This is a genomic window from Rhodococcus sp. IEGM 1305 (assembly GCF_030058635.1).
In the GTDB taxonomy this organism is placed as follows: domain Bacteria; phylum Actinomycetota; class Actinomycetes; order Mycobacteriales; family Mycobacteriaceae; genus Rhodococcus_F; species Rhodococcus_F opacus_D.
Genome location: NZ_JASHKX010000011.1, coordinates 48,727 through 71,063, shown reverse-complemented (window position 1 = coordinate 71,063; position 22,337 = coordinate 48,727). Strand labels below are relative to the sequence as shown.

Sequence of the window (22,337 nt, the reverse complement as noted above, 5' to 3'; positions counted from 1 at the left end):
CCGACGGAGACCGCGAAGGCGGCTCCGCCTAACAGAGGGAGACACGATGAGCACGGGCACGAAGGCGGGCACGACGGGGCGAGCGAAGCGACGGGAAGATTCAGGGTCGCCGGATCTGCACCTTGCCGACAGTCACGATCTCATCCGCGTGCACGGCGCGCGCGAGAACAACCTCAAGGACATCAGTGTCGAGCTTCCGAAGCGCCGGCTGACGGTGTTCACCGGTGTCTCCGGCTCGGGCAAGAGCTCGCTGGTGTTCGCCACGATCGCCGCGGAGTCGCAGCGGATGATCAACGAGACCTACAGCGCCTTCGTACAGGGCTTCATGCCGTCACTGGCGCGACCCGACGTCGACGTACTCGACGGGTTGACGACGGCGATCATCGTCGACCAGGAGCGGATGGGCTCGAACCCCCGCTCCACCGTCGGCACCGCCACCGACGCCAACGCGATGCTGCGTATCCTGTTCAGCCGGCTCGGGAAGCCGCACATCGGCTCGCCCCAGGCGTTCTCCTTCAACGTCGCGTCGATCTCCGGCGCGGGCGCGGTCACCATCGAGCGCGGCGGTCAGGAGACGAAGGAGCGGCGGAGCTTCAGCATCACCGGCGGCATGTGTCCGCGATGCGAGGGCCGGGGCTCGGTCACCGACTTCGACCTGACGGCGCTCTACGACGACAGCAAGTCGCTCAACGAGGGCGCGCTGACGATCCCCGGCTACAGCATGGAGGGCTGGTACGGCCGCATCTTCCGGGGCTGCGGCTACTTCGATCCGGACAAGCCGATCGCGAAGTTCACGAAGAAGCAACTGCAGGACCTGCTCTACAAGCCGCCGACCAAGATCAAGGTCGAGGGCGTCAACGTGACGTACGAGGGTCTGATCCCGAAGATCCAGAAGTCGTTCCTGGCCAAGGACGTCGACGCCATGCAGCCGCACATCCGCGCGTTCGTGGAGCGGGCGATCACGTTCGCCACCTGCCCCGACTGCGACGGCACCCGACTCAGCGAGGGTGCCCGATCGTCGAAGATCAAGGGCAAGAACATCGCCGACGTCTGCTCGATGCAGATCAGCGACCTCGCCGACTGGGTCCGGGGTCTGGACGAACCGCCGGCGACAGGAGGACGACGGAGCATCGCAGCGACGAAGGAGCGAGGAGCGGACGGAGGACGGGTCGCGGTGGAAACGGTGGCCCCGCTGCTCACCGGGCTGCAACATCTCCTCGACTCATTCACGGAGATCGGATTGGGGTACCTCTCCCTCGACCGGCCGTCGGGCACCCTGTCCGGTGGAGAGGCGCAGCGCACGAAGATGATCCGCCACCTCGGTTCGTCGCTCACCGACGTCACCTACGTCTTCGACGAGCCGACCATCGGCCTGCACCCGCACGACATCCAGAGGATGAACGGCCTGCTGCTGCAGTTGCGCGACAAGGGCAACACGGTGCTGGTGGTGGAGCACAAGCCGGAGGCGATCGCGATCGCCGACCACGTCGTCGACCTCGGACCGCGCGCCGGCACCGAGGGGGGCCAGGTGGTGTTCGAGGGCACCGTCGAGGGTCTGCGTTCCAGTGACACGCTCACCGGGCGGCATCTGGACGACCGGGCGTCGCTGAAGCAGTCGGTGCGCACACCGTCGGGGGCACTCGAGGTGCGTGGCGCAGACAGCCACAACCTGTGCGGCGTCGACGTCGACATTCCACTCGGCATGCTGGTGGTCGTGACCGGAGTGGCGGGCTCGGGCAAGAGTTCGCTGATCCACGGTTCGGTGTCCGGGCGGGACGGCGTGGTGTCGATCGACCAGGGCGCGATCAAGGGCTCCCGGCGAAGCAACCCGGCGACCTACACCGGGCTGCTCGAGCCGATCCGCAAGGCGTTCGCGAAGGCCAACGGCGTGAAGCCGGCGCTCTTCAGTTCCAACTCCGAGGGCGCGTGCCCCACATGCAACGGCGCCGGTGTCATCTACACCGACCTGGGTGTGATGGCCACCGTCGAATCCCCCTGCGAGGAGTGCGAGGGGAAGCGGTTCCAGGCCGAGGTGCTCCAGTACACGCTGGGCGGCCGGAATATCGCCGAAGTGCTCGCGATGCCGGTGGCCGAGGCCGAGGAGTTCTTCGGTTCCGGCGAGGCACGGATCCCGGCGGCGCACAAGATTCTGCAGAGGCTCGCCGACGTCGGGCTCGGCTACCTCAGCCTCGGACAGCCGCTGACCACGCTGTCCGGCGGCGAACGGCAGCGGCTCAAGCTGGCCACCGCCATGGCCGACAAGGGCGACACCTACGTCCTCGACGAACCGACCACCGGCCTGCACCTCGCCGACGTCGAACAGCTGCTCGGACTGCTCGACCGGCTCGTCGACTCCGGTAAGTCGGTCATCGTCATCGAGCATCACCAGGCGGTCATGGCGCACGCCGACTGGATCATCGACCTCGGCCCGGGCGCCGGCCACGACGGCGGCCGGATCGTGTTCGAGGGCAGGCCGGAGGATCTGGTGTCCGCCCGCTCCACCCTCACCGGCGAGCACCTCGCGGCCTACGTCGGCACCTGACCGTCCCTTACCCATCCGACGGTCAGACCGTCACGTTCGCCGAATCTGACGAGATGCCTTCCGACGACGTCTTCCAGTCGGGGCAGCTCGCCGGATTCGGCGACGAGGTGCAGGTGTAGTTCGCCGTCTCCGGCGGTCACCGTGGCGCGGCCGCCGGCCAGGTCGATCCAGCCGGATCGTGTGTCCGGTGTCCACTCTCCGCCGTTGCGGCGGCCGAGGTGGGACACGAGTTGTTTGCCGTACCGTTCGGGCCGGTCGGTGCGGACGGTCGCGTGCGATTCGCCGCCCGTGACGTCGACGGTCATGTCGGTCCCTTTCGACGGTGCGTCCCGTGTCTCAGTGGGTGCTCGGAACGGGTGGGGTGCCGTGGGTGTGGAACGTCTCGATGGTCTTCATTCCCCACGCCTGGCCCTTGGAGCGTTCGGCCTCGGTCCATTCGATGACGTCCCAGTCGGGATCGAGGATCAGCCGCGCTCCGGGGTTGCAGAACTCGATGCGGTTGCCGCCCGGCTCGTAGACGTAGAGGAAGAACGTCTGCTGGATGGCGTGCTTGTGGGGTCCGGTCTCGATGTAAACACCGTTTTCGAGGAAGACGTCGGCGGCGCGGAGGATGTCCTCGCGGGTGTCGGTGGCGAACGCGATGTGATGCAGACGCCCGTTGCTGCCCGTCCAGTCCTCGGTGTACACCACGTCGTAACTCTTGTTGGTGAAGGTCAGCCACTGTCCGGCGATTTTGCCGGTGTTCAGCCGGATCTGTTCGGTGGGACGGCCGCCGAGGACGTCCCGGACGAAGGTTCCATTGGTCTCGACGTCGGCGGCGAGAAAGTTCACGTGGTCGAGGCGGCGGACCGTGGCGGGTGCCCCCGGGTAGCGTTCGGCCTGATTCTTCAGCGCCGGCGCGAACTCCGCCGGAGGAGCGGTCTTCTCGACCTCCCAGTACAGGTCCATCGGGTGCCCGTCGGGGTCGGCGAACGTGTAGGTCTTGCCGATTCCGGGATCACCGTCGCGCCACCCGATTCCGCGGCCGGCGGCCTCGATCGCCGCGACACGGCGTTCCAGTGCCGCAGCACTCGACGTCCGGTAGCCCAGCCGCCCGATGCCCGACGTGTCGTGGGCGGTGAGCTTGAGGGAGTGGTGCTGGTAGTCGTCCCACGAACGCAGGTACACGCTGTCGCCGTCGGCGGCGACTTCGCGCAGGCCGAGCAGTTCGGTGAAGAACCACCTGCTCTCGTCGAAGGTCGGGGTGAACAGTTCGACGTAGCCGAGGTGGGCGATGTCGAAGCGGGCGTCGTCGGTGCTCATGAGTTGTCCTCGGTGTGGGGGCCGGCGGGCCGGGGGTAGACGGTGCCGTCGAACAGGGTGCGGGCGGTGCGGATCACGGCGGCGCGGCGGATGTCGACGCCGGCGTCACCGGTGTAGGTCAGGTCGATGTCGACGTCGAAGTACCCGGTGGGGTGTTCGATGCGGACGACGCCGTCGTCGCGGTGACGGCTGAGTCGATCGGCGACCGATCCGGGGATCCGGACCGCGGTGCCGACGGTGAGCGCTCCGAGCACGCCGATGGCGGTGTGGCACCGCACGGGGATGAACGTGCGGGTGTCGAGGGTGCCGTCGCCGAGCGGGGCGGCGACCAAGGTCATCTTGGGGACGGTCGTGGTGGACACATCGCCGAGGCCCATCAATTTTCCTGCCTGCGAACGGATGTGGGCGAGCCGGTCGGCCAGGTCGGTGTCGGCCTCGAGTTCGTCGGGGCTCTCGTGTCCGCTCACCCCGAGATCGGCGGCGGCGATCAGGACCGTCGGCATGCCGTTGTCGATGCAGGTGACGTCCACTCCGTCGATGGTGTCGACGACGCGGCCGGTCGGGAGCAGCGTCCCGCAGGTCGAGCCGGCGGTGCCGGAGAACGCGATGCTGATCGGGGCGGCGGCGCCGGGCACTCCGGCGATCTCGCAGGTGCCGGCGTAATCGACCTGCCCGCCCGGTGTCGGGAACGTTGCCGTGGCGAAGCCGTCCGAATTGACCATCCGGATCCGGACACTCGTGTGCTCGGAATCGGCAGGCACCAGGCCGTGTTCGACGGCGAACGGGCCGACGCCGGCGAGGATGTTGCCGCAGTTCTGCGCCGACGACACGAGGGCCTGATCCACCGCAACCTGCAGGAACAGGTAGTCGACGTCTGCGCGCGGATCATCCGACGGGCCGATCACCGCGACCTTGCTGGTGAGCGGGTGGGCACCGCCGATCCCCTCGATCTGACGGGGATCGGGGGAGCCCATGACGCGCAGCAGGAGATCGTCCCGCTCGCGGAGGTCGGAGGGGAGATCCGCGGCGAGGAAGAACGCCCCCTTGGACGTACCGCCCCGCATCCACGTGCAGGCGATGCCGCCCATTACAGCGTCTCCTGCTGTTCCAGCCGGTACTGCTTCTGCGACAGGTACCGCACGCCGAGGGAGTCGAGGACCGGACGCAGACCGTACCGGTCCAAGCCCAGCTCGCCGGCGCGGAAGGACTGTCGCGCAGCCTCTTCCTTCTCCAGCCGGGCGCGGGAGGCGGCGACCGCGTCGGCGGCGGTGGCGCGGGGCACGATGACCACACCGTCGTCGTCGGCCACCACGACGTCGCCCGCGTCGACGGACACGAGGCCCAGGGTCACGGGGATGTTCACCGCGCCGGCGGTGGCCTTGACCGTGCCCTGCGCGGACACCGCGGTGGACCACACGGGAAAGCCCATCTCGTTCAGTTCGGCGACGTCGCGGACGCCGGCGTCGATGACGAGTCCGCGGACACCCCGCGCCTGCAGGGCGGTGGCGAACAGTTCGCCGAACATGCCGTCCGTCGAGGGGGAGTTGGTGGTGACCACCAGGATGTCGCCGGCGCTGCACTGTTCGATGGCGGCGTGGATCATCAGGTTGTCGCCGGGCCAGGACAGGACGGTGACGACGGTGCCGGCGATCCGGGCGCCGGACTGGATGGGACGGAACTGCGGGCCGGCGAGGCCGGTACGCCCCTGCGCCTCGTGCACCGTCGCGGTGCCGAACTCGGCGAGGGCGTCGACCGTGTCGAGGGGGGTCTTGGCCGGGTCGGTGAGGATCACGGGGTCTTTCACGACAGCACCTCCGCCACCTGCGGGTAGTACCGCACGTACGCCTCACCCATCGTGTCGGTGCTGAAGCCGAGGTTCGGTCCGGCGTTGCGCTTGACCTGGACACCGCGCCGTCGCGCGAGGTCGGTGTAGTAGGTCCACATGTGTTCCTGCGCCACAAGGGATTCCATCGCCTTGCGCTTCTGCGGGAAGACGTCGGTGATGTCGATCAGCACGTTCGGCTTGAAGTCGCACTGTTCGGGCTGGTGCGGCTCGAAGAAGAACACCGGCGGGGCGCCCAGGGGCTCACCCTCGGCGGGGTACCCGATCGCCTGGGCCAGGATGCGGGCGTCGAGCGCCATTCGGGCGGCCGCGGGATGGTCGGCGTTGTACGGGTCGATCAGCGGATGGGTCAGCACGACAGTCGGATTGACGTCGCGATAGACGTGCACCAACCGGTCGACCAACTCCGGCGAGGGCAGCAGCGGGTAGTCGCCGGCGTCGAAGAACTCGATCTCCGCTCCCAGGGCCGACGCGGCCGCTTCCGCTTCTCCCCGCCGGATGTCCTTGATCTCCTCGAGCGACTTGCCGTCCCGCCATGCCCGAGCGGATTCACCGCGCTCGCCGTAGCTCAGGCACACGACTTTCGCGCGTTCGCCGCGAGCAGTGGCGGCGGCAATGGCTCCGCCGGCCCGCCAGACGAAGTCGCCCGCGTGGGCGCTGACGACCAGCAGGGCCGGTTCTACCTGATGTGCCATGAGAGATTCCTTTCCTCGCTGTCCGAGATGTGGACGGGGGCACCTCGCCCGGTAGCAAGTAGCGCATATTGCCGACCAAATTGTCAACAATCACGTACTCATTTTTCACGACGAGAAGGTTGTGGAGATCGTGGCGGATCGTATAGGTTATGTGCCGAGTGACCTGAGTCACGCGATTGGATCATCGCTGTGAGGAGTGCCATGCCGGCTGTTTCGTTCGGCGCCGCGGCGCCGCGCCGATTCGGGCGCGAGCGATGCGGTGCCGTCGGTACTCGTTGGCCCGCAGGGATTTCCGGTCAACATGGACACAACGGCCGCACTGCTGACGCATTGTGCAGGATGCCAAGGAGAAAGAAACTATGTCGGATCTGAGTCGACGCGCGTTCCAGGGAAGTACGTCCGCACTACTGGCGGGGACCGGACCTTTCACCAAGACCCCGGGCTGGCTGGACTGGTACCAGAACCCATCCACGCCGCGCTTCGAGGTGCCGGCGGGATCGGTGGACGCCCACTGCCACGTTTTCGGGCCCGGCGCCCAGTTCCCCTTCGCGACCGAACGCAAGTACACCCCGTGCGATGCGAGCAAGGATCAACTCTTCGCGCTGCGTGATCACCTGGGGATGAGTCGCAACGTCATCGTTCAGGCGACCTGCCACGGATCGGACAACAGCGCGATGGTCGACGCCGTTCAGGCGGCAGGCGGCCGGGCACGCGGCATCGCCACGGTCCGCCCCGACATCACCGACGCCGAGTTGCGCCGACTCGACGAGGCGGGCGTGCGAGGAGTGCGGTTCAACTTTCTTCCGCGACTGGTCGAGGGCACCCCGAAGGACGACCTGACCACCATCGCGCAGAAGATCGCCCCCCTGGGTTGGCATATCGTCATCTATTTCGAGGGCCCCGACCTGGAAGGCCTGGAGGGTTTCTTCGACACGTTGCCCACCCCGCTGGTGGTGGACCACATGGGACGACCGGACGTCACTCGACCTGTCGACGGGCCGGAGTTCAGCCGATTCCTGAGCTTCGTCGCGCGTAACGAGGCGTGGGTGAAGGTCAGCTGCCCGGAACGGCTCACCGTCACCGGCCCGCCGGCGCTGAACGGCGAACAGAACGCCTACACCGACGTCGTGCCCTTCAGTCAACGAGTGGTCGAGGAGTTCCCGGATTCGGTGCTCTGGGGCAGCGACTGGCCCCACCCCAATCTCACCGACCACATGCCCGACGACGGGCTCCTCGTCGACCACATTCCCCACGTGGCCACCACGCCGGAACTGCAGCACAAGCTCCTCGTGGCCAATCCGATGCGCCTGTACTGGCCGGGCGAGGACTACTGAGCCCTCCCTCCACTGCAACATTTCCCGAGAAGGATTGTCCCGTGCAGCATTCCAACGCAGCGAATCGGCTGGACCGCCTGCCGATTTCGCGGTTCCACAAGATCACCCTGGTGGCCGTCTCGTTCGCCTACTTCTTCGAGTTCGCGGACATCAACACGTTCGCCACCACCGTCCCCAAACTCGTCAAGCTGTGGGGGGTCACCGTCAACCAGGTCGCCTACGTGACCTCCCTGTCCTTCGTCGGCATGTTCTTCGGCTCCCTCATCGGTGGCTGGATCGCCGACCGCTGGGGCCGTAAGAACGCGTTGGCCATCACCACCCTGTGGTTCGCCGTCTTCTCGTTCGCGTCGGTGTTCTCCTGGGACATCGTGTCCCTCGGCGTACTGCGGGTTCTCACCTCGGCGGGGCTGTCGGCGATGACCGTGGTGGCGGTCATCTACGTCAACGAGATCTACCCCGCCGCCGTTCGCGGGAAGTACCAGGCCTACGCCATCGTCATCGGCATCTGCGGCACGCCGGTCACCAACCTCGTTGCCGCCGCGGTCGTTCCGCTCACCGACTGGTCGTGGCGGCTGGTCTACCTGTGGGGCAGTCTCGGCATCCTCTTCCTCCTCTTCACCCGGCACCTGAAGGAATCGCCCCGCTGGTACGAGAGCAAGGGGCAGTACGAGAAGGCCGACGCCGTTCTGAGCGAGATCGAATCCCGCGTCGCCGCGGAGAAGGGCCCGCTGCCCGATCCTGCCGCCCCGATCGCGGTGGCGACCAAGCAGACCAAGGCTCCGCTGCGGCTGCTCCTGCAGAAGAGGTACCTGGTTCCCACGGTCCTGCTCTCGGTCATGTGGGTGACCCAGACCGTCGGCTTCTTCGGCTACTCCAGTTGGGCGCCCACCCTGTTGGCGCAGGAGGGCCTCAGCGTGGAGAAGTCGATCTTCTACGTCGCGCTGACGACGGTCGGTGCGCCGCTGGGCTGCTTCCTCGCCGCACAGGTCACCGACCGCGTCGAACGCAAGTGGTGCCTCGTCGCATTCGGTGTGGTGATCGCGATCTGCGGCCTCTTCTACGGGCTGACGTTCAACCCGATCATGATCGTGGTGTTCGGCTTCCTCGTGAACTTCTTCGAGCGCGGGTACACCGCAGTGGCCTACGCCTACTCCCCGGAACTGTTCGACACTCGGACCCGGTCGTTGGGCACTGGTGTCTCCTACGGGCTCGGACGTCTGTCGAACGCCGTCGGTCCGCTCGTCATCGCCGCGCTGTACACCGGCACCGGGTATCAAAGCGTCTTCTACTTCATCGCCGGAAGCTGGCTGGTCGGTGCGCTCGCTCTGGCCGTCTTCGGACCCAGGACCCGGCAGGCCCGGCTCACCGATCCGCCCGTGGAGGTACCGACAGCACCCACCACGGCATGACCAGGGCTGAAGCCCCACAATCATCTGGAGTGCCCATGACCATCGACCACACCGGGTCCGAGCACGCCCGGACCCGCCTCGCTCTCACGGTGCTGGCCCTGTGTTGGTTCGCCATCCTGTGCGACGGGCTCGACACCTTCGTCTACGGTGCGGTGTTGCCGCGCATGCTCGCCGACCCGGCCCTCGGAATGAGCCCCGGAGCCGCCGGCACCGTGGGCAGCGTCGCGACCCTCGGCATGCTGATCGGCGCGCTGGCTGCCGGACCGATCGCCGACCGGCTCGGCCGGCGTACCGCGATCGTCGCGGGCGTCGCGTTGTTCTCGATCGCGTCACTTGCCTGCGCGGTCGCCCCCTCTGTCGAGGTCTTCGCAGCGGCGCGGGGTGTGGCCGGCCTCGGCCTCGGCGGGCTCATCCCCACCGCCATCTCGATGGTCATGGAGTACGCCCCGCGCGGCAGGGCGAACCTGATGGTCGCGTCGCTGATGACCGCCCATCAGGCCGGTGGCATCCTCGCTCCGGGACTGAGCATGCTTTTCCTGGAGAGCCGCGGATGGCGCTTCCTGTTCCTGCTCGGTGGCCTACCGCTGATACTCGCCGTGCCGCTCATGCTGAAGTTCCTCCCCGAATCGATGGGGTACCTGCTCGCTCGCGGCCGCGTCGCCGATGCCGAAGCGCTCGCTCGCAGTCGAGGTGTGGCGGTCGCGGACTTCGTGACGGCCCCGACCGGCACGGGCGGGGCGTCGTCGACGACTGCGCACCGGATCCGCCTGCTCTTCGCCGGATCCCGTGCGATCACCACCCCGGCGTTGTGGACGGCGTCGTTCGCCGGGCTGCTGCTGGTGTACGGGGTGGCCACCTGGCTGCCGGTCATGATGCGGTCGACCGGGTACGAACTCGGCTCGGCGTTGAGCTTCCTGCTGGTGATCAATCTCGGTGGCATCGCGGGCATGCTGATCGCCGGGCAGGTGGCCGACCGGGTCGGACCGATCCCGACCGCGCTCGTGTGGTTCGCGTTGACCGCGATCGGTATCGCGGCGCTGTCGATGCAGATGCCGCTCGCCGCGACCTACGCCGTGGTCTTCGCGACCGGTGTGTGGTTGTTCAGCGCCCAGACCATGGTCTACGCCGGCGCCGCCGCGCACAGCGAGGCCGACTTCCGGGCCACCGCCGTCGGGCTCACGTCGGGGATCGGCCGGTTCGGCGCTGTCTTCGGCCCCTGGCTGGGCGGCGTGCTCGTCGCTTCCGGGACTCCACGGTGGGGGTTCGGGGCCTTCGCGGTTGCCGCCCTGCTCGCGGTGGCAGCGCTGGTGGTGGTCTTCGTGACGGACCGCGTCGGGTCGCGTGCGACGACGAGTTCAGTGCGCGAACGGGTCTCCTTGTGAATGCCCGCGTGCGGTCATCCCTGCCGGGCTTCGGCGACGTCCTCGAGCGCAGTGGTCACGCTCGCCAGGTGGTGCCGCATGGCTGCCTCCGCACGCTCCGGGTCGCGCGCGCAGACCGCGTCGATGATCGCGACGTGCTCGGGCAGCGACACCGACATCCGGCCGGGGTGCATCGACAGCTTGAACTGGTGTCGCACCAGCTGGCCACGCAGGCGCTCGAGGATCTCGTCGGCCGAGCGCTGCGCACTGATCTCCCGAACGCGTTTGTGCAACAACTGGTTCGCCCGCGAATACCCGAACACGTCTCCGGCCGAGACCGTCGTCGTCAATTCCTCGCGCAGGGCGGTGAGTTCCTCGATCTCCGCGTCGGTGATCTTCTGGGCCGCCTTCGCCGCGCACAGTCCTTCGACGACCATCCGTACCTCGGTGATCTCGACCGCCTCGTCCAGCGACACCGACCGCACGCGGGCGCCGCGGTTCTGGATCCGTTCGACGAGGCCCTGGGCGGTGAGTTCGTGCAGGGCCGCCCGGACCGCGCTGCGACTGGCGTCGTACTGCGCACACAGGTCTGCCTCGACCATGCGCTGGTTGGGCGCGAAATCCCCGTCGAGGATCGCTGTGCGTATCAGGTCGGTGACCGCAGCCTGATCCGTGCTGTGCTCGCGAGCTTCCTTCACCGGCATCGGGCTATCTCCGCTCAGATCATCACCAAAATTGTTACCGATATTGTACCGACCCGTCGTCGCCTGGATCGCACATGGCACCAGATCCACCGAGGAAAGAGGAACCGATGACCCAGCAGACGACGATCGCCGTCCTCGGACTCGGCGAGGCAGGCGGCGCATTCGCGCGCGATCTGATCGCCGCCGGCGCCACCGTTCGTGCCTTCGACCCCGCAGTCGCCGCACCGGACGGTGCCGTCGCGTGCCGGTCCGAGGCCGAGGCCGTCGACACCGCCGACCTCGTCCTCGGCGTGAACAACGCGCGCGCCGCAAAGGCCGCACTCGAACGGGGAAGCCCCGCAATGAGTGCCGATGCCGTCTGGGTGGACATGAACACCGCCGCGCCCGACCTCAAACGCACCCTCGATGCTCACGCCGCGCGACGCGGACTCGGTTTCGTCGACGTGGCGATCATGGCTCCGGTCCCCGGCCGCGGACTCCGCACCCCGCTGATGGCCAGCGGTCGCGACGCACACCGGGTCGCCGACATTCTCGGCAGCTACGGCGCCTCGGTAGACGTGCTCGACGCACCGGCGGGTGCGGCCGCGGAACGAAAACTGCTGCGCAGCATCTTCTACAAGGGCATGTCCGCGGCCATCGTCGAAGCCCTCACCGCGGGTCGCGCGCTCGGCCTCGAAGAATGGCTCACCACCAATATCGCCGACGAGTTGACCCGGGCCGACGCCGCCACGATTGCCCGCGTCGTCGACGGAACGCGTCGCCACGCCAGGCGCCGCGCCGACGAAATGGACGCCGCGGCAGCCATGCTCCGAGCCCTCGGTATCGACCCCGACATCGCCCAGGCCACCCACGAACTGCTGACCAAGATCCCGGCGCCGTCAGCAGGTGCCGAACCGAGACGTGCCGTGCCGAACTGAGACGTCGCCACCCGCCGCCCGGTCATAGCGTCACGTTCGATCAGTGACCACAGACACGACAGGAGAGTGGGATGTCCGATCTCAACGCCGCGCTCGGCAAGGTTCTCGACAGCGTGACCGAGGAAGGTGCGCCGAGGGTGCCCGGAGTGGTGGCGATGGTGACCGATCGCGACCGCACGGTGTTCGAGGGTGCCGCCGGGGTGCGGTCCCTGGCCGACGGTGAGCCGATGACCGCCGACACCGTGTTCGCGATCTTCTCCACCACCAAGGCGATCACCGGGACCACCGTGCTGCAGTGCGTCGAAGAGGGTCTGCTCGACCTCGACGCGCCCGCCCGCGAATACGTTCCGGAACTCGGTGACATTCAGGTCATCGAGGGATTCGACGCCCACGGCGATCCGGTGCTGAGAGCACCGAAGCGGGACATCACCACCCGGATGCTGTTGTTGCACACCGCCGGGTTCGGATACGACTTCTTCGACGAGACCTACAACCGGTTGGGGGTGGAGCACGGTCAACCCGGCGTGATCACCGCGACCCGGGCGTCGTTGACCACGCCGTTGCTCTTCGATCCGGGCGAGAAGTGGCAGTACGGGACGAACATCGACTGGGCCGGCCAGGTGGTCGAGGCGATCCGCGGCAAGCGGCTCGGCGAGGTGATGACAGACCGGGTGTTCGCGCCCCTCGGCATGCACGACACATCCTTCACCCTGACCGGATCTATGGCTGCCCGGCGCGCGACCATCCACCAGCGCGAGGAGGACGGCCGGCTCACTCCCTTGGATCTGGTGCTGCCGCAGACTCCCGAGATCGACATGGGCGGGCACGGCCTCTACTCCACGGTGGGCGACTACCTGAAGTTCCTGCGGATGTGGCTGAACGACGGAGACGCCCCAGGTGGCCGAGTGCTGCGGGCCGACACGGTGCAGGCCGCCGTGTGCAACGGCCTCGAGGGACAAGAGGTCGGGATGCTGCCTGCCGTAATACCGGCCCTCACCAACAACGCCGAATTCTTTCCCGGACAGCGCAAGTCGTGGGCGTACACGTTCATGGTGAACGAAGAGGACGCACCCACCGGCCGGCCCCGGGGGTCGCTCGGGTGGGCCGGGCTCGCCAACTCGTACTACTGGATCGATCGCCGCAACGGAATCGCCGGGTACTGGGCCACCCAGGTCCTGCCGTTCGCCGACCCCGTGTCGTTCGGCGGCTACCTGGACTTCGAGACGACGACGTACCGTCACGCCACTGTCGGCTCACCCGTCTAGGTCGGTCTCGAATCCAGTTTTTCACTGGATGGCCGGCAGCACTGCCCGGTACGATCGCGGGATTGTCTTCACCGCTGGGAGCCCATGAGGTTCGTGTGTGGGCTCCCGGCAGTTCCCGGGCTGAGAGCAGGTTTCGTCATGGCATGTCGTATCAGTGAACTCGTGCTCGGTTGCCGCGACCCTGAGCTGCTGACGCGGTTCTGGTGCGAGGTCCTGGACTTCGTCGTGCTCGATCGCGAGGACGACGGCTCGGTGGAGATCGGGCCGCGCGAAGGGTTCGGCGGTCCGCAGCCGACGATCATCCTCAGCCGCAGGGATGAGCCGGAGAAGGGGAAATCCCGGCTGCACATCGACGTCAACGCCACCGACCGCGATCAGGACGCCGAGCTCGACCGCCTTCTGAAGCTCGGTGCGCGCCGGGCCGACATCGGCCAGACAGGGCAGGAGCAGTGGCATGTCCTGGCCGACCCCGAAGGCAATGAGTTCTGCCTGCCGAAGGCTCGCCTGGACCCACTCTGATCGCTCACCGGTCGGGGTCAGCGCAGGTCGGCGAGCTTACGCCCCAGCACCGTCCGCTCGCGCTCGTTGCCGCACAACCGCACGGCCGCCTCGAATTCGGTGCGCGCCTCGTCGGTGCGTCCCAGGCGGGTGAGCAGTTCGCCGCGAACGCTCGGCAGCAGGTGCGAGTTCGACAGCGCCCGGGCGGCCACCAGCTCGTCCACGATCGGCAGCGCCGCGGCTGGTCCCTGGGCCATGGAGACCGCCACCGCCCGGTTGAGGTCGACCACCGGTGACGGCGCGAGCCGGCCGAGTGCCTCGTAGATGAGGACGATCCGCTCCCAGTTCGTCGCGTCGACGGACGGCGCGACGGCATGGCATTCGGCGATCGCCGCCTGCAGGCCGTAGGCGCCCAGCCCGCGGCCGACCTGCTCCGAGCGGGCGAGGGCGGCGCGTCCCCGGCGGATCGCGGTGCGGTCCCAGCGGCGGCGGTCCTGGTCCTCGAGCAGCACCGGTTCGCCGTCCGCCCCGTGCGGGCCGGGAACCGCGCCGCGGTCAGTTCGAGCAGCGCCAGCAGACCGTGGACCTCGGGCTCGTCGGGCACCAGCCGGGTCAGCACTCGAGCGAGGCGCTGCGCTTCGCTCGCGAGGTCGAGGCGGATCAGGTCGTCACCGGAGCTGGCCGAGGACCCTTCGGTGAAGATCAGGTAGATCACGCTGAGCACCGAGCCGAGTCGCCCGGTCCGCTCGGCGGCGGGCGGCACCTCGAACGGCACCCGGGCCGCCCCGAGGGTCTTCTTCGCCCGGGTGATCCGGGCCTGCACGGTCGCGGTCGGGACGAGGAACACCTTCGCGATCTCGTCGCTCGTCAGACCGCCGACCACCCGCAGGGTGAGCGCGACCCTCGCCTCCCGCGACAGCACGGGGTGGCAGGAGATGAACATCAACGCCAGCATGTCGTCGTCGATCTGGTCCGGATCCCACAGCACGTCCCCGGTGCCCTTGGCCGGATCGGCGGGTCCGCTACCCGAGACGGCGCCGCCCTCGCCCAGGTCGTGAGCGAGGACGGCGTACCTCTCGTCGAGGGCGGAGCGCCGACGGAACGCGTCGATCGCGCGGCGCCGGCCGACGGTGAGCAACCATCCCGCGGGGTTGTGGGGGATGCCGTCGCGTGGCCAGCTCACGAGTGCCTCGGCCAGCGCCTCCTGGGCGAGGTCCTCGGCCAGCGCGAAATCGCCGGTGTACCGCGCGAGCGCACCGACGATCCGTGCCGACTCGATCCGCCAGACGGCGGCGACGGCCTCACGCCCGGTGTGGCCGTCACCCGTCGACCCGCTCAGAGCTGACCGGTCGCTTCGCGCCACGCCCGCTCCTTCTGGATCCACACGTTGTCCTGCGGAAACTCGTCGATCGTCGCGACCCGGCGGATCTCCGCCTTGGAACCGGGACCAGCCATCGGGGCACGCTTGGCCCACTCGACGGCCTCCTCCTTCGACGCGACGTTGAGCATCCAGAAGCCGCCGAACAACTCCTTCGTCTCGCCATAGGGGCCGTCGGTCACCACAGGTGTCTCCGAGGAGTAGTCGACCACCACACCCGATTCGGGGTCGGGGTCCAGACCCTCGGCCGCGAGCAGCACGCCGGCGCGGATCATCTCGTCGTTGAACTTGCCCATCGCCTCCATGATCTCGGTGAAGTCAACGTCCTGGAACGCCGCGAAGGTCTCGTCGGTGGCGCGCATGATCAGCATGTACTTCATGGTTCCGTCTCCTTGGATGTCGAGGTCCCTCTTGGACCTTCTCATCCTCAGGTCGAACGGGGAGTGACATGAATCGACACACTCGCCGGAATCTTTTTTCGAATCTATCGCGCCCGGCCGGCTCGGCGCCGGTCAGTTTCCGTGGTGCCTCCCCAGATTCCGTGGGTCTCGCGGTGTTCGGTTGCGTGTGCGCGGCATTGCCGGGTGACGACGCACCCGTCGCAGATCTGTTTGGCGCGTCGTTCGCGCCTGATCCGGGCGCCGCGTCGTTCGCCGTCCGGTGCGAAGAAGGCGGAGGGTTCGGTGGTGCGGCAGTGGGCGCGGTATCGCCATCCCCAGCGTTCGGCGGCGGTTGGGGGTAGGTCGTCGTGAAGTGTCGTGTGGTCGATCATCGGGTGTCCCGGGGGATTCGGGCGGTGGACGGTGGGTACCGTCCACCGCTGTGGCTGCACCGACTCAGTGCAGGTGGCTGCCGCCGTTGATGTCGACGGTGGTGCCGGTGAGGTACGCGGCGTCCTGCGAGGACAGGAAGGTGATGACGGCGGCGACCTCGGTGGTGGTCGCGACCCGGCCAAGGGGGATGTCGCGGCAGAGTGCGGCTTCCTGTTCGGCGGTGCTGCCCACGCGGATGCTGGTGTCGACCGCACCGGGGGTGACGGCGTTGACGGTGACTCCGCTGTCGCCGAGTTCTCGTGCGAGTGACTTGGTGAAACCGAGGACCGCGGCCTTGGCGGACGAGTAGGGCACCTTCCCGAAGACGCCGCCACCCCGCTGGGCGGAGACGGAGGACATGTTCACCACACGCCCCCAGCCGTTGTCGATCATGGCCGGCAGAAATGCGCGGGTGACGAGGTAGGTGCCGGTGGCGTTGACCGCCATCACCTTGTTCCACAGTTCCAGCGTGGTCTCGAGGAAGGGCACCGGCGAGGTGATGCCGGCGATGTTCGCGAGCGCACCCACGGCGGGGAGGTTGCCGCCGGCGACTTCGGCGGCGACGGCCTCGTGTGCCCGCTGGACCGAGTTCTCGTCGGCGACGTCGATGTCGTGACCGAAGGCCGGGACACCGAACTCGTTCCCGATCTCGGCGGCGACCTTCGCGGACTTCTCTCCGTCGAGGTCGAGAACGACGATCGCCCAGCCCTCTTCGGCGTAGCGGCGGGCGGTGGCGAGACCGATCCCGCGCTCGGAGGTGGCGCCGGTGATGACGGCGGTGCGCTGAATGGACGACATGATCGCTCCTCGTGTTGCTGGAATCGCGCGTCCCGTCCGATGCGGTGGAGAGCAGGGAGGTCGACGACGCGGTAGGTGACTGCCACCACAGTAAGCCGATCGACTGTTAACAGTCAACCGTCGGCGGGTAACGGTTGACATATGGACGTGGCTCGGATCACACTGTTGGAACCGCACTGTTGACAGTCAACAAATCGGCGGCAATCGTAGAAACCGGCAGCCCGAAGAGGAGTCCCCATGAGTACCGAAACACTCAGGATGCGAGGTCCCGTCCATGGCACGAAGGACGCCAAGCGCGTAGCAATCGGCTCCTCGGTGGGGGCCGTGATCGAGACGTACGACTTCATCGGCTTCGGCACGGCCGCCGCGCTGTACTTCGGTACCGCCTTCTTCCCGGGCGCCGACCCGGTCACCGGAACACTCGCCGCGTTCGCGACGCTGGGTGTCGGCTTTGCTGCGCGCCCGCTCGGCGGGGTGCTCGGCGGACATCTCGGGGACAAGCTGGGCCGCAAGCCCGTGCTGGTGGCATCACTGATCGCGATGGGTCTCGCGACCTTCGCGATCGGCCTGCTGCCCACCTATTCACAGGTGGGGCTCATCGCGCCGGTGCTGCTGGTCCTCGTCCGCGTCGTCCAGGGCCTCGCGTTCGGAGCCGAGTGGGGCGGTGCGATCCTGATGAGCTACGAGCACGCCCCCTGGAAGTCCAAGGGCAAGTTCACCGGCATCGTGCAGGCCGGCTTCCCCGTCGGGCTGCTGCTGGCGAATCTGGTGTTCCTGTTCAGCGTGCACCTCGGCGGCGACTGGGCCTGGCGGGTACCGTTCCTCGCCAGCATCGTCCTGGTGATGGTCGGCCTGGTCATCAGGTCGAAAGTGCCCGAGTCCCCGGTCTTCGAGGACGTCAAGAACGAGGGCGACATCGTCAAATCCCCGGTACTCGAATCCATCAAGTACGACTGGCGAAACATTCTGCGCGGTATCGGTCTTCGAGTCGCCGAGACGGCCGGTTACGCGGTGTCGATCACCTACATGATCTCCTACCTGCACAACCAGGGTCTCGCCGGAAAGTCCGAAACCCTTGTCGCCCTGTGCATCGCGTCCGCAATCGGCGTCTTCGCCACCGTCGCCTGGGCCCGCCTCACTGACCGTATCGGACGACGCCCCCTCTACATCGCGTCCTGCGCCTTCGCGGCACTGTTCGGAATCCCGATGTTCCTTCTGGTCAACACCGGTCTGTTCATCCTGGTCATCGCCACCATCGTGATCGCCTACGCGGTCTGCCAGAACTCGATGGCGGGAGCGCAGGGAGCGTGGTTCCCCGAACTGTTCGACGCCTCGCGCCGAGCCTCGGGAGCGTCCCTCGCCTACCAGATCTCGGCGATGGTCTCCGGCTTCACCCCCTTCGTCACCACGCTGCTGTTCGTCTCCTTCGGCTGGTGGGGTCCGGCGCTGCTGTTCAGCACGTACGCCCTGATCGGACTGTGGGCGGCGTTGATCACCAGGGAGACCTGGGGACCCACCGAACGGCGCCTCGCCGCCGAGGCTGCGGCGCGCACCGATTCCAAAAGCACCGACGCGCCGACGTCCACCGGCACCACGCCCACGATCCGCAAGGAAAAGGAACTCCTGTGACCATCACAACCGCCACCACCGCGGTCGAAGACACGACCAGTGACGCGTCGCGCATCGCGACCGTCGAACAGTTCGCCTACCGCATGCGGCACAACGTCATCGACATGGGTGAGGAACAGGGCCAGGGATACGTCGGGCAGGCGCTCGGAGCCGCCGACATCTTCGCCACCGTCTACGCCGACCAACTGCGCTACCGCGCCGACGATCCCGCATGGGAGGGCCGGGACCGGTTCCTGCTGTCCACCGGCCACTACGCCATCGGCCTCTACGCCGCCCTCGCCGAGGCCGGAATCATCGACCGCAGCGAACTGGAAACCTACGGCTCAGACGACTCCCGCCTCCCGATGTCGGCAATGTCCACGTACACCCCCGGCATGGAAATCTCCGGCGGCTCCCTCGGCCACGGTCTGACCATCGCGGTCGGGATGGCCCTCGGTCTGCGTCACCAGCGCTCCACCGCCCGCGTCTTCAACTTCCTCTCCGACGGCGAACTCGACGAGGGTTCGACGTGGGAGGCGGCGATGGGCGCCCACCACCACCGGCTCGGCAATCTCACCGCGATGGTCGACATCAACGCCCTCCAAGCCGACGGTGCGACCTCGACGGTGCTGAGCACCGAACCCGTGCACGACAAGTGGGCGGCCTGCGGGTGGCACGTCGAACGCGTCGACGGCAACGACGTCACCGCACTGGTGCGCGCGTTCGACAACGCCGCCGCCGAATCCGGTGGCAAACCGTCGATCATCCTCTGCGACACCCGCGTCGGGAAGGGTGTGCCCCTGCTCGAGTCCCGGGAGAAGGCGCACTTCATGCGCATCGACGAACACGAGTGGCAGATCTGCCGCGACCAACTCACCACCGGCTTCGACCACAAGGACGCCTGACATGACCACCGCCAGCAAGCCGAAGCTCAAGACCTCGGCCATGATCGCCTCGTTCGTCGACGACGGCCAGAAGACCACGTCCGCGCCGTTCGGGCACGCGCTGGTGAAGGCTGCCCGGGAGAACGACAAGATCGTCGGCCTGTCCGCCGACCTCGCCAAGTACACCGACATGCACATCTTCGCTCAGGAGTTCCCCGACCGGTTCTTCCAGATGGGGATGGCCGAACAGCTCCTGCTCGGAGCCGCCGCCGGGATGGCCGAGACCGGTCTGGTGCCGTTCGCGTCCACGTATTCGGTGTTTGCCGCGCGCCGCGCCTACGACTTCCTGTGCCTCGACATCGCCGAACCGAACCTCAACGTCAACATCATCGGTGGCCTCCCCGGACTGACCACCGGCTACGGGCCCAGCCATCAGGCCACCGAGGACATGGCCATCTTCCGGGGCATCCCCAACCTCACCATCGTCGACCCGTGCGACTCGATCGACATCGAACAGGCCGTCCCGCAGCTCGCCGCGTCCGACGGTCCCACCTACCTGCGGCTGCTGCGGGGGAAGGTCGCGACCGTGCTCGACGAGTACGACTACACGTTCGAACTCGGCAAGGCCAAGGTGCTCCGCGGCGGCAACGACGTCGTGTTCGTCACCAGTGGGCTGATGACGATGCGCGCTCTGCAGGCCGCGGACCGACTCGCCGAGCACAACGTCGACGTCGCGGTCGTGCACACGCCGACGATCAAACCGTTCGACGCAGAGACCGTCCTCGCGGAGGTGAACACCGACCGCCTGGTGGTCACCCTGGAGAACCACACCGTGATCGGCGGCCTGTTCGAGACCGTGGCCGCCGCCGTCGTCACGGCCGGGCTCGGCAAGCGGATCGTGCCGATCGCTCTCCCGGACCAGTTCCTCGACGCCGGTGCCCTGCCCACCCTGCACGAGCGGTACGGCCTGAGCACGGACCGGATCGTCGCCAAGGTTCTGGGCGAACTGGCATGACCAGCGCGTACGGCCCACGCCGCAGGCCGGGCGGCGCGGGCCGTACGATGGCTGTCAACAGGTTGCTGTCAACAGACCGCTGTCGACAGTTGATCGCTGACCCCACGGAGGCACCCATGGCCGGACAACCCGCCGCACTGCTCGGGCTGGAGAAGACCAGTCTCCGTCAGCAAGCCGTCGCCGCCCTGAGGGTCGCGATCACCAGCGGGGAACTCGCGCCGAGCAGCCCGCTCGTGGAGACCGAACTGTCCGAGATGCTGCAGATCAGCCGCGGCACGCTCCGCGAGGCGATGCGGCAACTCCAGCAGGAGGGATTGATCTCCGCAGGCGCGCGGGGCCGGCTGTACGTCCGGCATCTCGATTCCAAGGAGATCCGCGACATCTTCGCCGTCCGCGCCGCACTCGAGGCGCTGGCCGTCCGGGAACTCGCCGGCCTGGCCGACCGCACCACCGTCATCGCGGAACTGCGCGCCGCCCTCGACGTCATGGACACCGCCGTCCTCGAAGCCCGCATCGAGGCCGACCTGAACTTTCACCGCACCATGTGCACCCTCACCGGCAACGACACACTCCTGCACTCGTGGATCTCCCTCGAAGGATCGATCCGGATGTCGATCATGTTCGCCGGCCTCGACCGCGCCGTCGGCAATATGGACGTCGGCCGCCACAGCGCGATCGTCGACGCCATCGAAACCGGCGACGCCGACGAAGCGGCCACAGCGATTCAGACGCACATGGACTGGGCCTCAGCGAATCTGGTGTCCTGACCCCAGGTGAGTGAGAAAGAGTGCGGGCACACGCTTTGCCGCTCACGTACCCGGGACAGGCCGCCGCGTCACCCGCCGACGACGCAGGCGGTCCCGGTGGCGTCGAGTGTGGTCCACGACCGTCGGCGGGCGTCGATCGGTGTGCCGGCGAGGATGCGGGCACGGCGGTGCTCGGGTTCGAGCAGCACTGTCGCGAGGGTGGCCCAGCGCTGACCGAAGACGGCGTCCGGGGCGGGGACGCAGCACAGCTGGGGCTGCCCCGGATCGGAGTACAGGTACTCGACGAGGTGATCGGCGACGGCCGGCTCGGCGTACCGCTGCTGCCGGGAGGCGATCAGACCGTAGCGGTCCTGCGAGTCCGGCTCGTACAGACCGGTCTTCTCGCGGGCGGCGTTGGCCGGGTCGAGGAAGTGGTTGGTGTGGGTGAGGAATCCGTCGCTCGGGCGGAGCGTCGCGACGCCGACGGGGCTGACCTCGGCACACGCGACGGTGTCGGCGTCGATCAGGGTCAGTGCGCCCGAGGTGGCGATCGGTGCCGAGCGCAGCAACTCGAGGGCTTCGTCGACGGTTCCGGCTTCACCGAGGACCGCCGCCGACAGGACGTGCACGGGCACCCCGGCCGGTGCGTCGTCGCGGTGGCCGAGGATGTTGAAGAACACTCCGAGACCCGCGCTGTTCATCCCGATCTTGCCGAGGATGCCGTGCTCGGTCAGCCCCACGTAACTGTGGCGGGTTCCGCGCACCTGATGGGTGTGCCAGTACGGGTCCAGTTCCTCGTGCCAGTCCCAGGTCTGGACGCCGAACGGTGCCGACGGACGATCCGCGGGTGCGTACGCGATGGTGGAGCACTCGCCGGGACGGGCCGCGGTCGCCTGCGACAGGATCTCCGTCCGGCCGTTCAACGCCATCACGTGCCAGGGCTCGAGCCCGGCGCCGGCAGCGATGCCCTCGATCTCCTCGAGGTACCGGGGGCCCCACGCCGCAAGGACATCCGCGAGCCGGTGCGCGCTGTCGCGGGTGCGGGACTCGATTACGCCGACCGTGTCGAACAGGCGCAGATACAGTTCCACGGACGCGGGTAAGTCGGTGCGCAGCTGCGTGCCGCGGGCGATGCCGCGTTCGCGCGGCCGGGTGTCGTCCACGCTGACGTGGGAGTGGACAGTGCTGGTCTCGGTCATCGTCGTCCTCGTTGTGGTTCTGGTGTG

The 22,337-nt window shown here is 67.8% G+C and carries 21 protein-coding genes and 1 pseudogene; 11 read left to right on the top strand and 11 right to left on the bottom strand.

Going from position 1 to position 22,337, the window contains the following annotated elements; all coding sequences use genetic code 11:
- The first annotated feature begins 46 nt into the window (after positions 1 to 46).
- A complete protein-coding gene (locus QM693_RS18110) occupies positions 47 to 2,542 on the top strand; it encodes an ATP-binding cassette domain-containing protein (RefSeq protein ID WP_283353044.1) in 2,496 nt (831 codons plus the stop codon).
- Here QM693_RS18110 and QM693_RS18105 read toward each other — a convergent pair.
- The 5 genes from QM693_RS18105 to QM693_RS18085 are packed head-to-tail and all read right to left on the bottom strand — an operon-like array spanning position 2,527 to position 6,382.
- A complete protein-coding gene (locus QM693_RS18105) occupies positions 2,527 to 2,847 on the bottom strand; it encodes a DUF2218 domain-containing protein (RefSeq protein WP_283353043.1) in 321 nt (106 codons plus the stop codon). The two genes, QM693_RS18110 and QM693_RS18105, sit on opposite strands and share 16 nt — an antisense overlap.
- A 31-nt stretch (positions 2,848 to 2,878) precedes the next feature.
- Positions 2,879 to 3,844 carry a VOC family protein gene (locus tag QM693_RS18100; RefSeq protein WP_283353042.1) on the bottom strand — a complete coding sequence of 322 codons (966 nt, stop codon included), beginning with the start codon at positions 3,842 to 3,844 and terminating at the stop codon, positions 2,879 to 2,881.
- On the bottom strand, positions 3,841 to 4,932 hold the full coding sequence (locus QM693_RS18095; protein WP_283353041.1) for a 4-oxalomesaconate tautomerase: 1,092 nt from the start codon (positions 4,930 to 4,932) through the stop codon (positions 3,841 to 3,843). Before QM693_RS18095 ends, QM693_RS18100 begins: the two co-directional genes overlap by 4 nt.
- On the bottom strand, positions 4,932 to 5,648 hold the full coding sequence (locus QM693_RS18090) for a 4-carboxy-4-hydroxy-2-oxoadipate aldolase/oxaloacetate decarboxylase (RefSeq protein WP_283353040.1): 717 nt from the start codon (positions 5,646 to 5,648) through the stop codon (positions 4,932 to 4,934). Before QM693_RS18090 ends, QM693_RS18095 begins: the two co-directional genes overlap by 1 nt.
- On the bottom strand, positions 5,645 to 6,382 hold the full coding sequence (locus QM693_RS18085; RefSeq protein ID WP_280782785.1) for a PIG-L deacetylase family protein: 738 nt from the start codon (positions 6,380 to 6,382) through the stop codon (positions 5,645 to 5,647). Before QM693_RS18085 ends, QM693_RS18090 begins: the two co-directional genes overlap by 4 nt.
- Positions 6,383 to 6,741: 359 nt before the next feature.
- Between QM693_RS18085 and QM693_RS18080 the strand changes: the two genes are divergently transcribed.
- Genes QM693_RS18080 through QM693_RS18070 form a run of 3 tightly spaced genes read left to right on the top strand, consistent with a single transcriptional unit; the run spans position 6,742 to position 10,507 of the window.
- Positions 6,742 to 7,716, top strand: coding sequence for an amidohydrolase family protein (locus QM693_RS18080; RefSeq protein WP_280782784.1), 975 nt, complete (start codon positions 6,742 to 6,744; stop codon positions 7,714 to 7,716).
- 41 nt (positions 7,717 to 7,757) lie between these two features.
- Positions 7,758 to 9,125: an MFS transporter gene (locus tag QM693_RS18075; RefSeq protein ID WP_280782783.1), complete on the top strand. Its 1,368-nt coding sequence runs from the start codon at positions 7,758 to 7,760 to the stop codon at positions 9,123 to 9,125.
- Between the two features lie 35 nt (positions 9,126 to 9,160).
- Positions 9,161 to 10,507, top strand: a complete 1,347-nt coding sequence (locus tag QM693_RS18070) for an MFS transporter (RefSeq protein ID WP_283353039.1) — start codon at positions 9,161 to 9,163, stop codon at positions 10,505 to 10,507.
- 14 nt (positions 10,508 to 10,521) lie between these two features.
- Here QM693_RS18070 and QM693_RS18065 read toward each other — a convergent pair whose 3' ends face one another.
- Positions 10,522 to 11,190, bottom strand: coding sequence for a GntR family transcriptional regulator (locus QM693_RS18065; RefSeq protein WP_283335731.1), 669 nt, complete (start codon positions 11,188 to 11,190; stop codon positions 10,522 to 10,524).
- A 107-nt stretch (positions 11,191 to 11,297) separates the two neighbouring features.
- Between QM693_RS18065 and QM693_RS18060 the strand changes: the two genes are divergently transcribed.
- From QM693_RS18060 to QM693_RS18050, 3 genes are all read left to right on the top strand, one after another.
- Positions 11,298 to 12,107, top strand: coding sequence for a DUF1932 domain-containing protein (locus QM693_RS18060; protein WP_283353038.1), 810 nt, complete (start codon positions 11,298 to 11,300; stop codon positions 12,105 to 12,107).
- Between the two features lie 71 nt (positions 12,108 to 12,178).
- A complete protein-coding gene (gene acmB / locus QM693_RS18055; RefSeq protein ID WP_283353037.1) occupies positions 12,179 to 13,372 on the top strand; it encodes a methyl acetate hydrolase AcmB in 1,194 nt (397 codons plus the stop codon).
- Between the two features lie 138 nt (positions 13,373 to 13,510).
- On the top strand, positions 13,511 to 13,891 hold the full coding sequence (locus tag QM693_RS18050; RefSeq protein ID WP_283353036.1) for a VOC family protein: 381 nt from the start codon (positions 13,511 to 13,513) through the stop codon (positions 13,889 to 13,891).
- Positions 13,892 to 13,908: 17 nt separating this feature from the next.
- Here QM693_RS18050 and QM693_RS18045 read toward each other — a convergent pair.
- From QM693_RS18045 to QM693_RS18030, 4 genes and pseudogenes are all read right to left on the bottom strand, one after another.
- Positions 13,909 to 15,233: pseudogene (locus QM693_RS18045) on the bottom strand (RNA polymerase sigma factor).
- Positions 15,206 to 15,628, bottom strand: a complete 423-nt coding sequence (locus QM693_RS18040; RefSeq protein ID WP_037236036.1) for a YciI family protein — start codon at positions 15,626 to 15,628, stop codon at positions 15,206 to 15,208. Before QM693_RS18040 ends, QM693_RS18045 begins: the two are co-directional and overlap by 28 nt.
- Positions 15,629 to 15,732: 104 nt before the next feature.
- Complete coding sequence (locus tag QM693_RS18035) at positions 15,733 to 16,020, bottom strand: WhiB family transcriptional regulator (RefSeq protein WP_280782776.1); 288 nt, start codon at positions 16,018 to 16,020, stop codon at positions 15,733 to 15,735.
- A 64-nt stretch (positions 16,021 to 16,084) separates the two neighbouring features.
- Positions 16,085 to 16,858: an SDR family NAD(P)-dependent oxidoreductase gene (locus tag QM693_RS18030; protein WP_283353035.1), complete on the bottom strand. Its 774-nt coding sequence runs from the start codon at positions 16,856 to 16,858 to the stop codon at positions 16,085 to 16,087.
- A gap of 237 nt (positions 16,859 to 17,095) precedes the next feature.
- Here QM693_RS18030 and QM693_RS18025 point away from each other — a divergent pair, with 237 nt between their 5' ends.
- The 4 genes from QM693_RS18025 to QM693_RS18010 all read left to right on the top strand — a co-directional run bounded on the left by QM693_RS18025 (position 17,096) and on the right by QM693_RS18010 (position 21,132).
- Positions 17,096 to 18,487, top strand: coding sequence for an MFS transporter (locus QM693_RS18025; protein ID WP_283335725.1), 1,392 nt, complete (start codon positions 17,096 to 17,098; stop codon positions 18,485 to 18,487).
- Entirely contained in the window at positions 18,484 to 19,371 is an 888-nt protein-coding gene (locus tag QM693_RS18020; RefSeq protein WP_283335724.1) for a transketolase, read from the top strand. The genes QM693_RS18025 and QM693_RS18020 overlap by 4 nt, the downstream gene beginning before the upstream one ends.
- 1 nt (position 19,372) lies before the next feature.
- Complete coding sequence (locus QM693_RS18015) at positions 19,373 to 20,365, top strand: transketolase family protein (RefSeq protein WP_283353034.1); 993 nt, start codon at positions 19,373 to 19,375, stop codon at positions 20,363 to 20,365.
- Between the two features lie 116 nt (positions 20,366 to 20,481).
- The gene (locus tag QM693_RS18010) at positions 20,482 to 21,132 is read left to right on the top strand and encodes a GntR family transcriptional regulator (protein ID WP_280782771.1); all 651 of its coding nucleotides are present in this window, start codon (positions 20,482 to 20,484) and stop codon (positions 21,130 to 21,132) included.
- 68 nt (positions 21,133 to 21,200) lie between these two features.
- On the opposite strand, the gene QM693_RS18005 is transcribed toward QM693_RS18010, so the two are convergent.
- The gene (locus QM693_RS18005; protein WP_283353033.1) at positions 21,201 to 22,310 is read right to left on the bottom strand and encodes a C45 family autoproteolytic acyltransferase/hydrolase; all 1,110 of its coding nucleotides are present in this window, start codon (positions 22,308 to 22,310) and stop codon (positions 21,201 to 21,203) included.
- Between the last annotated feature and the right edge of the window lie 27 nt (positions 22,311 to 22,337).

What these genes read in the sequence shown, in the direction of transcription:
- QM693_RS18010 (WP_280782771.1), top strand. Translation starts at nt 20,482, where the DNA reads ATGGCCGGACAACCCGCCGCACTGCTCGGGCTGGAGAAGACCAGTCTC.
- acmB (WP_283353037.1), top strand. Translation starts at nt 12,179, where the DNA reads ATGTCCGATCTCAACGCCGCGCTCGGCAAGGTTCTCGACAGCGTGACC.
- QM693_RS18060 (WP_283353038.1), top strand. Translation starts at nt 11,298, where the DNA reads ATGACCCAGCAGACGACGATCGCCGTCCTCGGACTCGGCGAGGCAGGC.
- QM693_RS18050 (WP_283353036.1), top strand. Translation starts at nt 13,511, where the DNA reads ATGGCATGTCGTATCAGTGAACTCGTGCTCGGTTGCCGCGACCCTGAG.
- QM693_RS18085 (WP_280782785.1), bottom strand. Translation starts at nt 6,382, where the DNA reads ATGGCACATCAGGTAGAACCGGCCCTGCTGGTCGTCAGCGCCCACGCG.
- QM693_RS18035 (WP_280782776.1), bottom strand. Translation starts at nt 16,020, where the DNA reads ATGATCGACCACACGACACTTCACGACGACCTACCCCCAACCGCCGCC.
- QM693_RS18005 (WP_283353033.1), bottom strand. Translation starts at nt 22,310, where the DNA reads ATGACCGAGACCAGCACTGTCCACTCCCACGTCAGCGTGGACGACACC.
- QM693_RS18015 (WP_283353034.1), top strand. Translation starts at nt 19,373, where the DNA reads ATGACCACCGCCAGCAAGCCGAAGCTCAAGACCTCGGCCATGATCGCC.
- QM693_RS18100 (WP_283353042.1), bottom strand. Translation starts at nt 3,844, where the DNA reads ATGAGCACCGACGACGCCCGCTTCGACATCGCCCACCTCGGCTACGTC.
- QM693_RS18080 (WP_280782784.1), top strand. Translation starts at nt 6,742, where the DNA reads ATGTCGGATCTGAGTCGACGCGCGTTCCAGGGAAGTACGTCCGCACTA.
- QM693_RS18030 (WP_283353035.1), bottom strand. Translation starts at nt 16,858, where the DNA reads ATGTCGTCCATTCAGCGCACCGCCGTCATCACCGGCGCCACCTCCGAG.
- QM693_RS18105 (WP_283353043.1), bottom strand. Translation starts at nt 2,847, where the DNA reads ATGACCGTCGACGTCACGGGCGGCGAATCGCACGCGACCGTCCGCACC.
- QM693_RS18110 (WP_283353044.1), top strand. Translation starts at nt 47, where the DNA reads ATGAGCACGGGCACGAAGGCGGGCACGACGGGGCGAGCGAAGCGACGG.
- QM693_RS18070 (WP_283353039.1), top strand. Translation starts at nt 9,161, where the DNA reads ATGACCATCGACCACACCGGGTCCGAGCACGCCCGGACCCGCCTCGCT.
- QM693_RS18095 (WP_283353041.1), bottom strand. Translation starts at nt 4,932, where the DNA reads ATGGGCGGCATCGCCTGCACGTGGATGCGGGGCGGTACGTCCAAGGGG.
- QM693_RS18025 (WP_283335725.1), top strand. Translation starts at nt 17,096, where the DNA reads ATGAGTACCGAAACACTCAGGATGCGAGGTCCCGTCCATGGCACGAAG.
- QM693_RS18040 (WP_037236036.1), bottom strand. Translation starts at nt 15,628, where the DNA reads ATGAAGTACATGCTGATCATGCGCGCCACCGACGAGACCTTCGCGGCG.
- QM693_RS18065 (WP_283335731.1), bottom strand. Translation starts at nt 11,190, where the DNA reads ATGCCGGTGAAGGAAGCTCGCGAGCACAGCACGGATCAGGCTGCGGTC.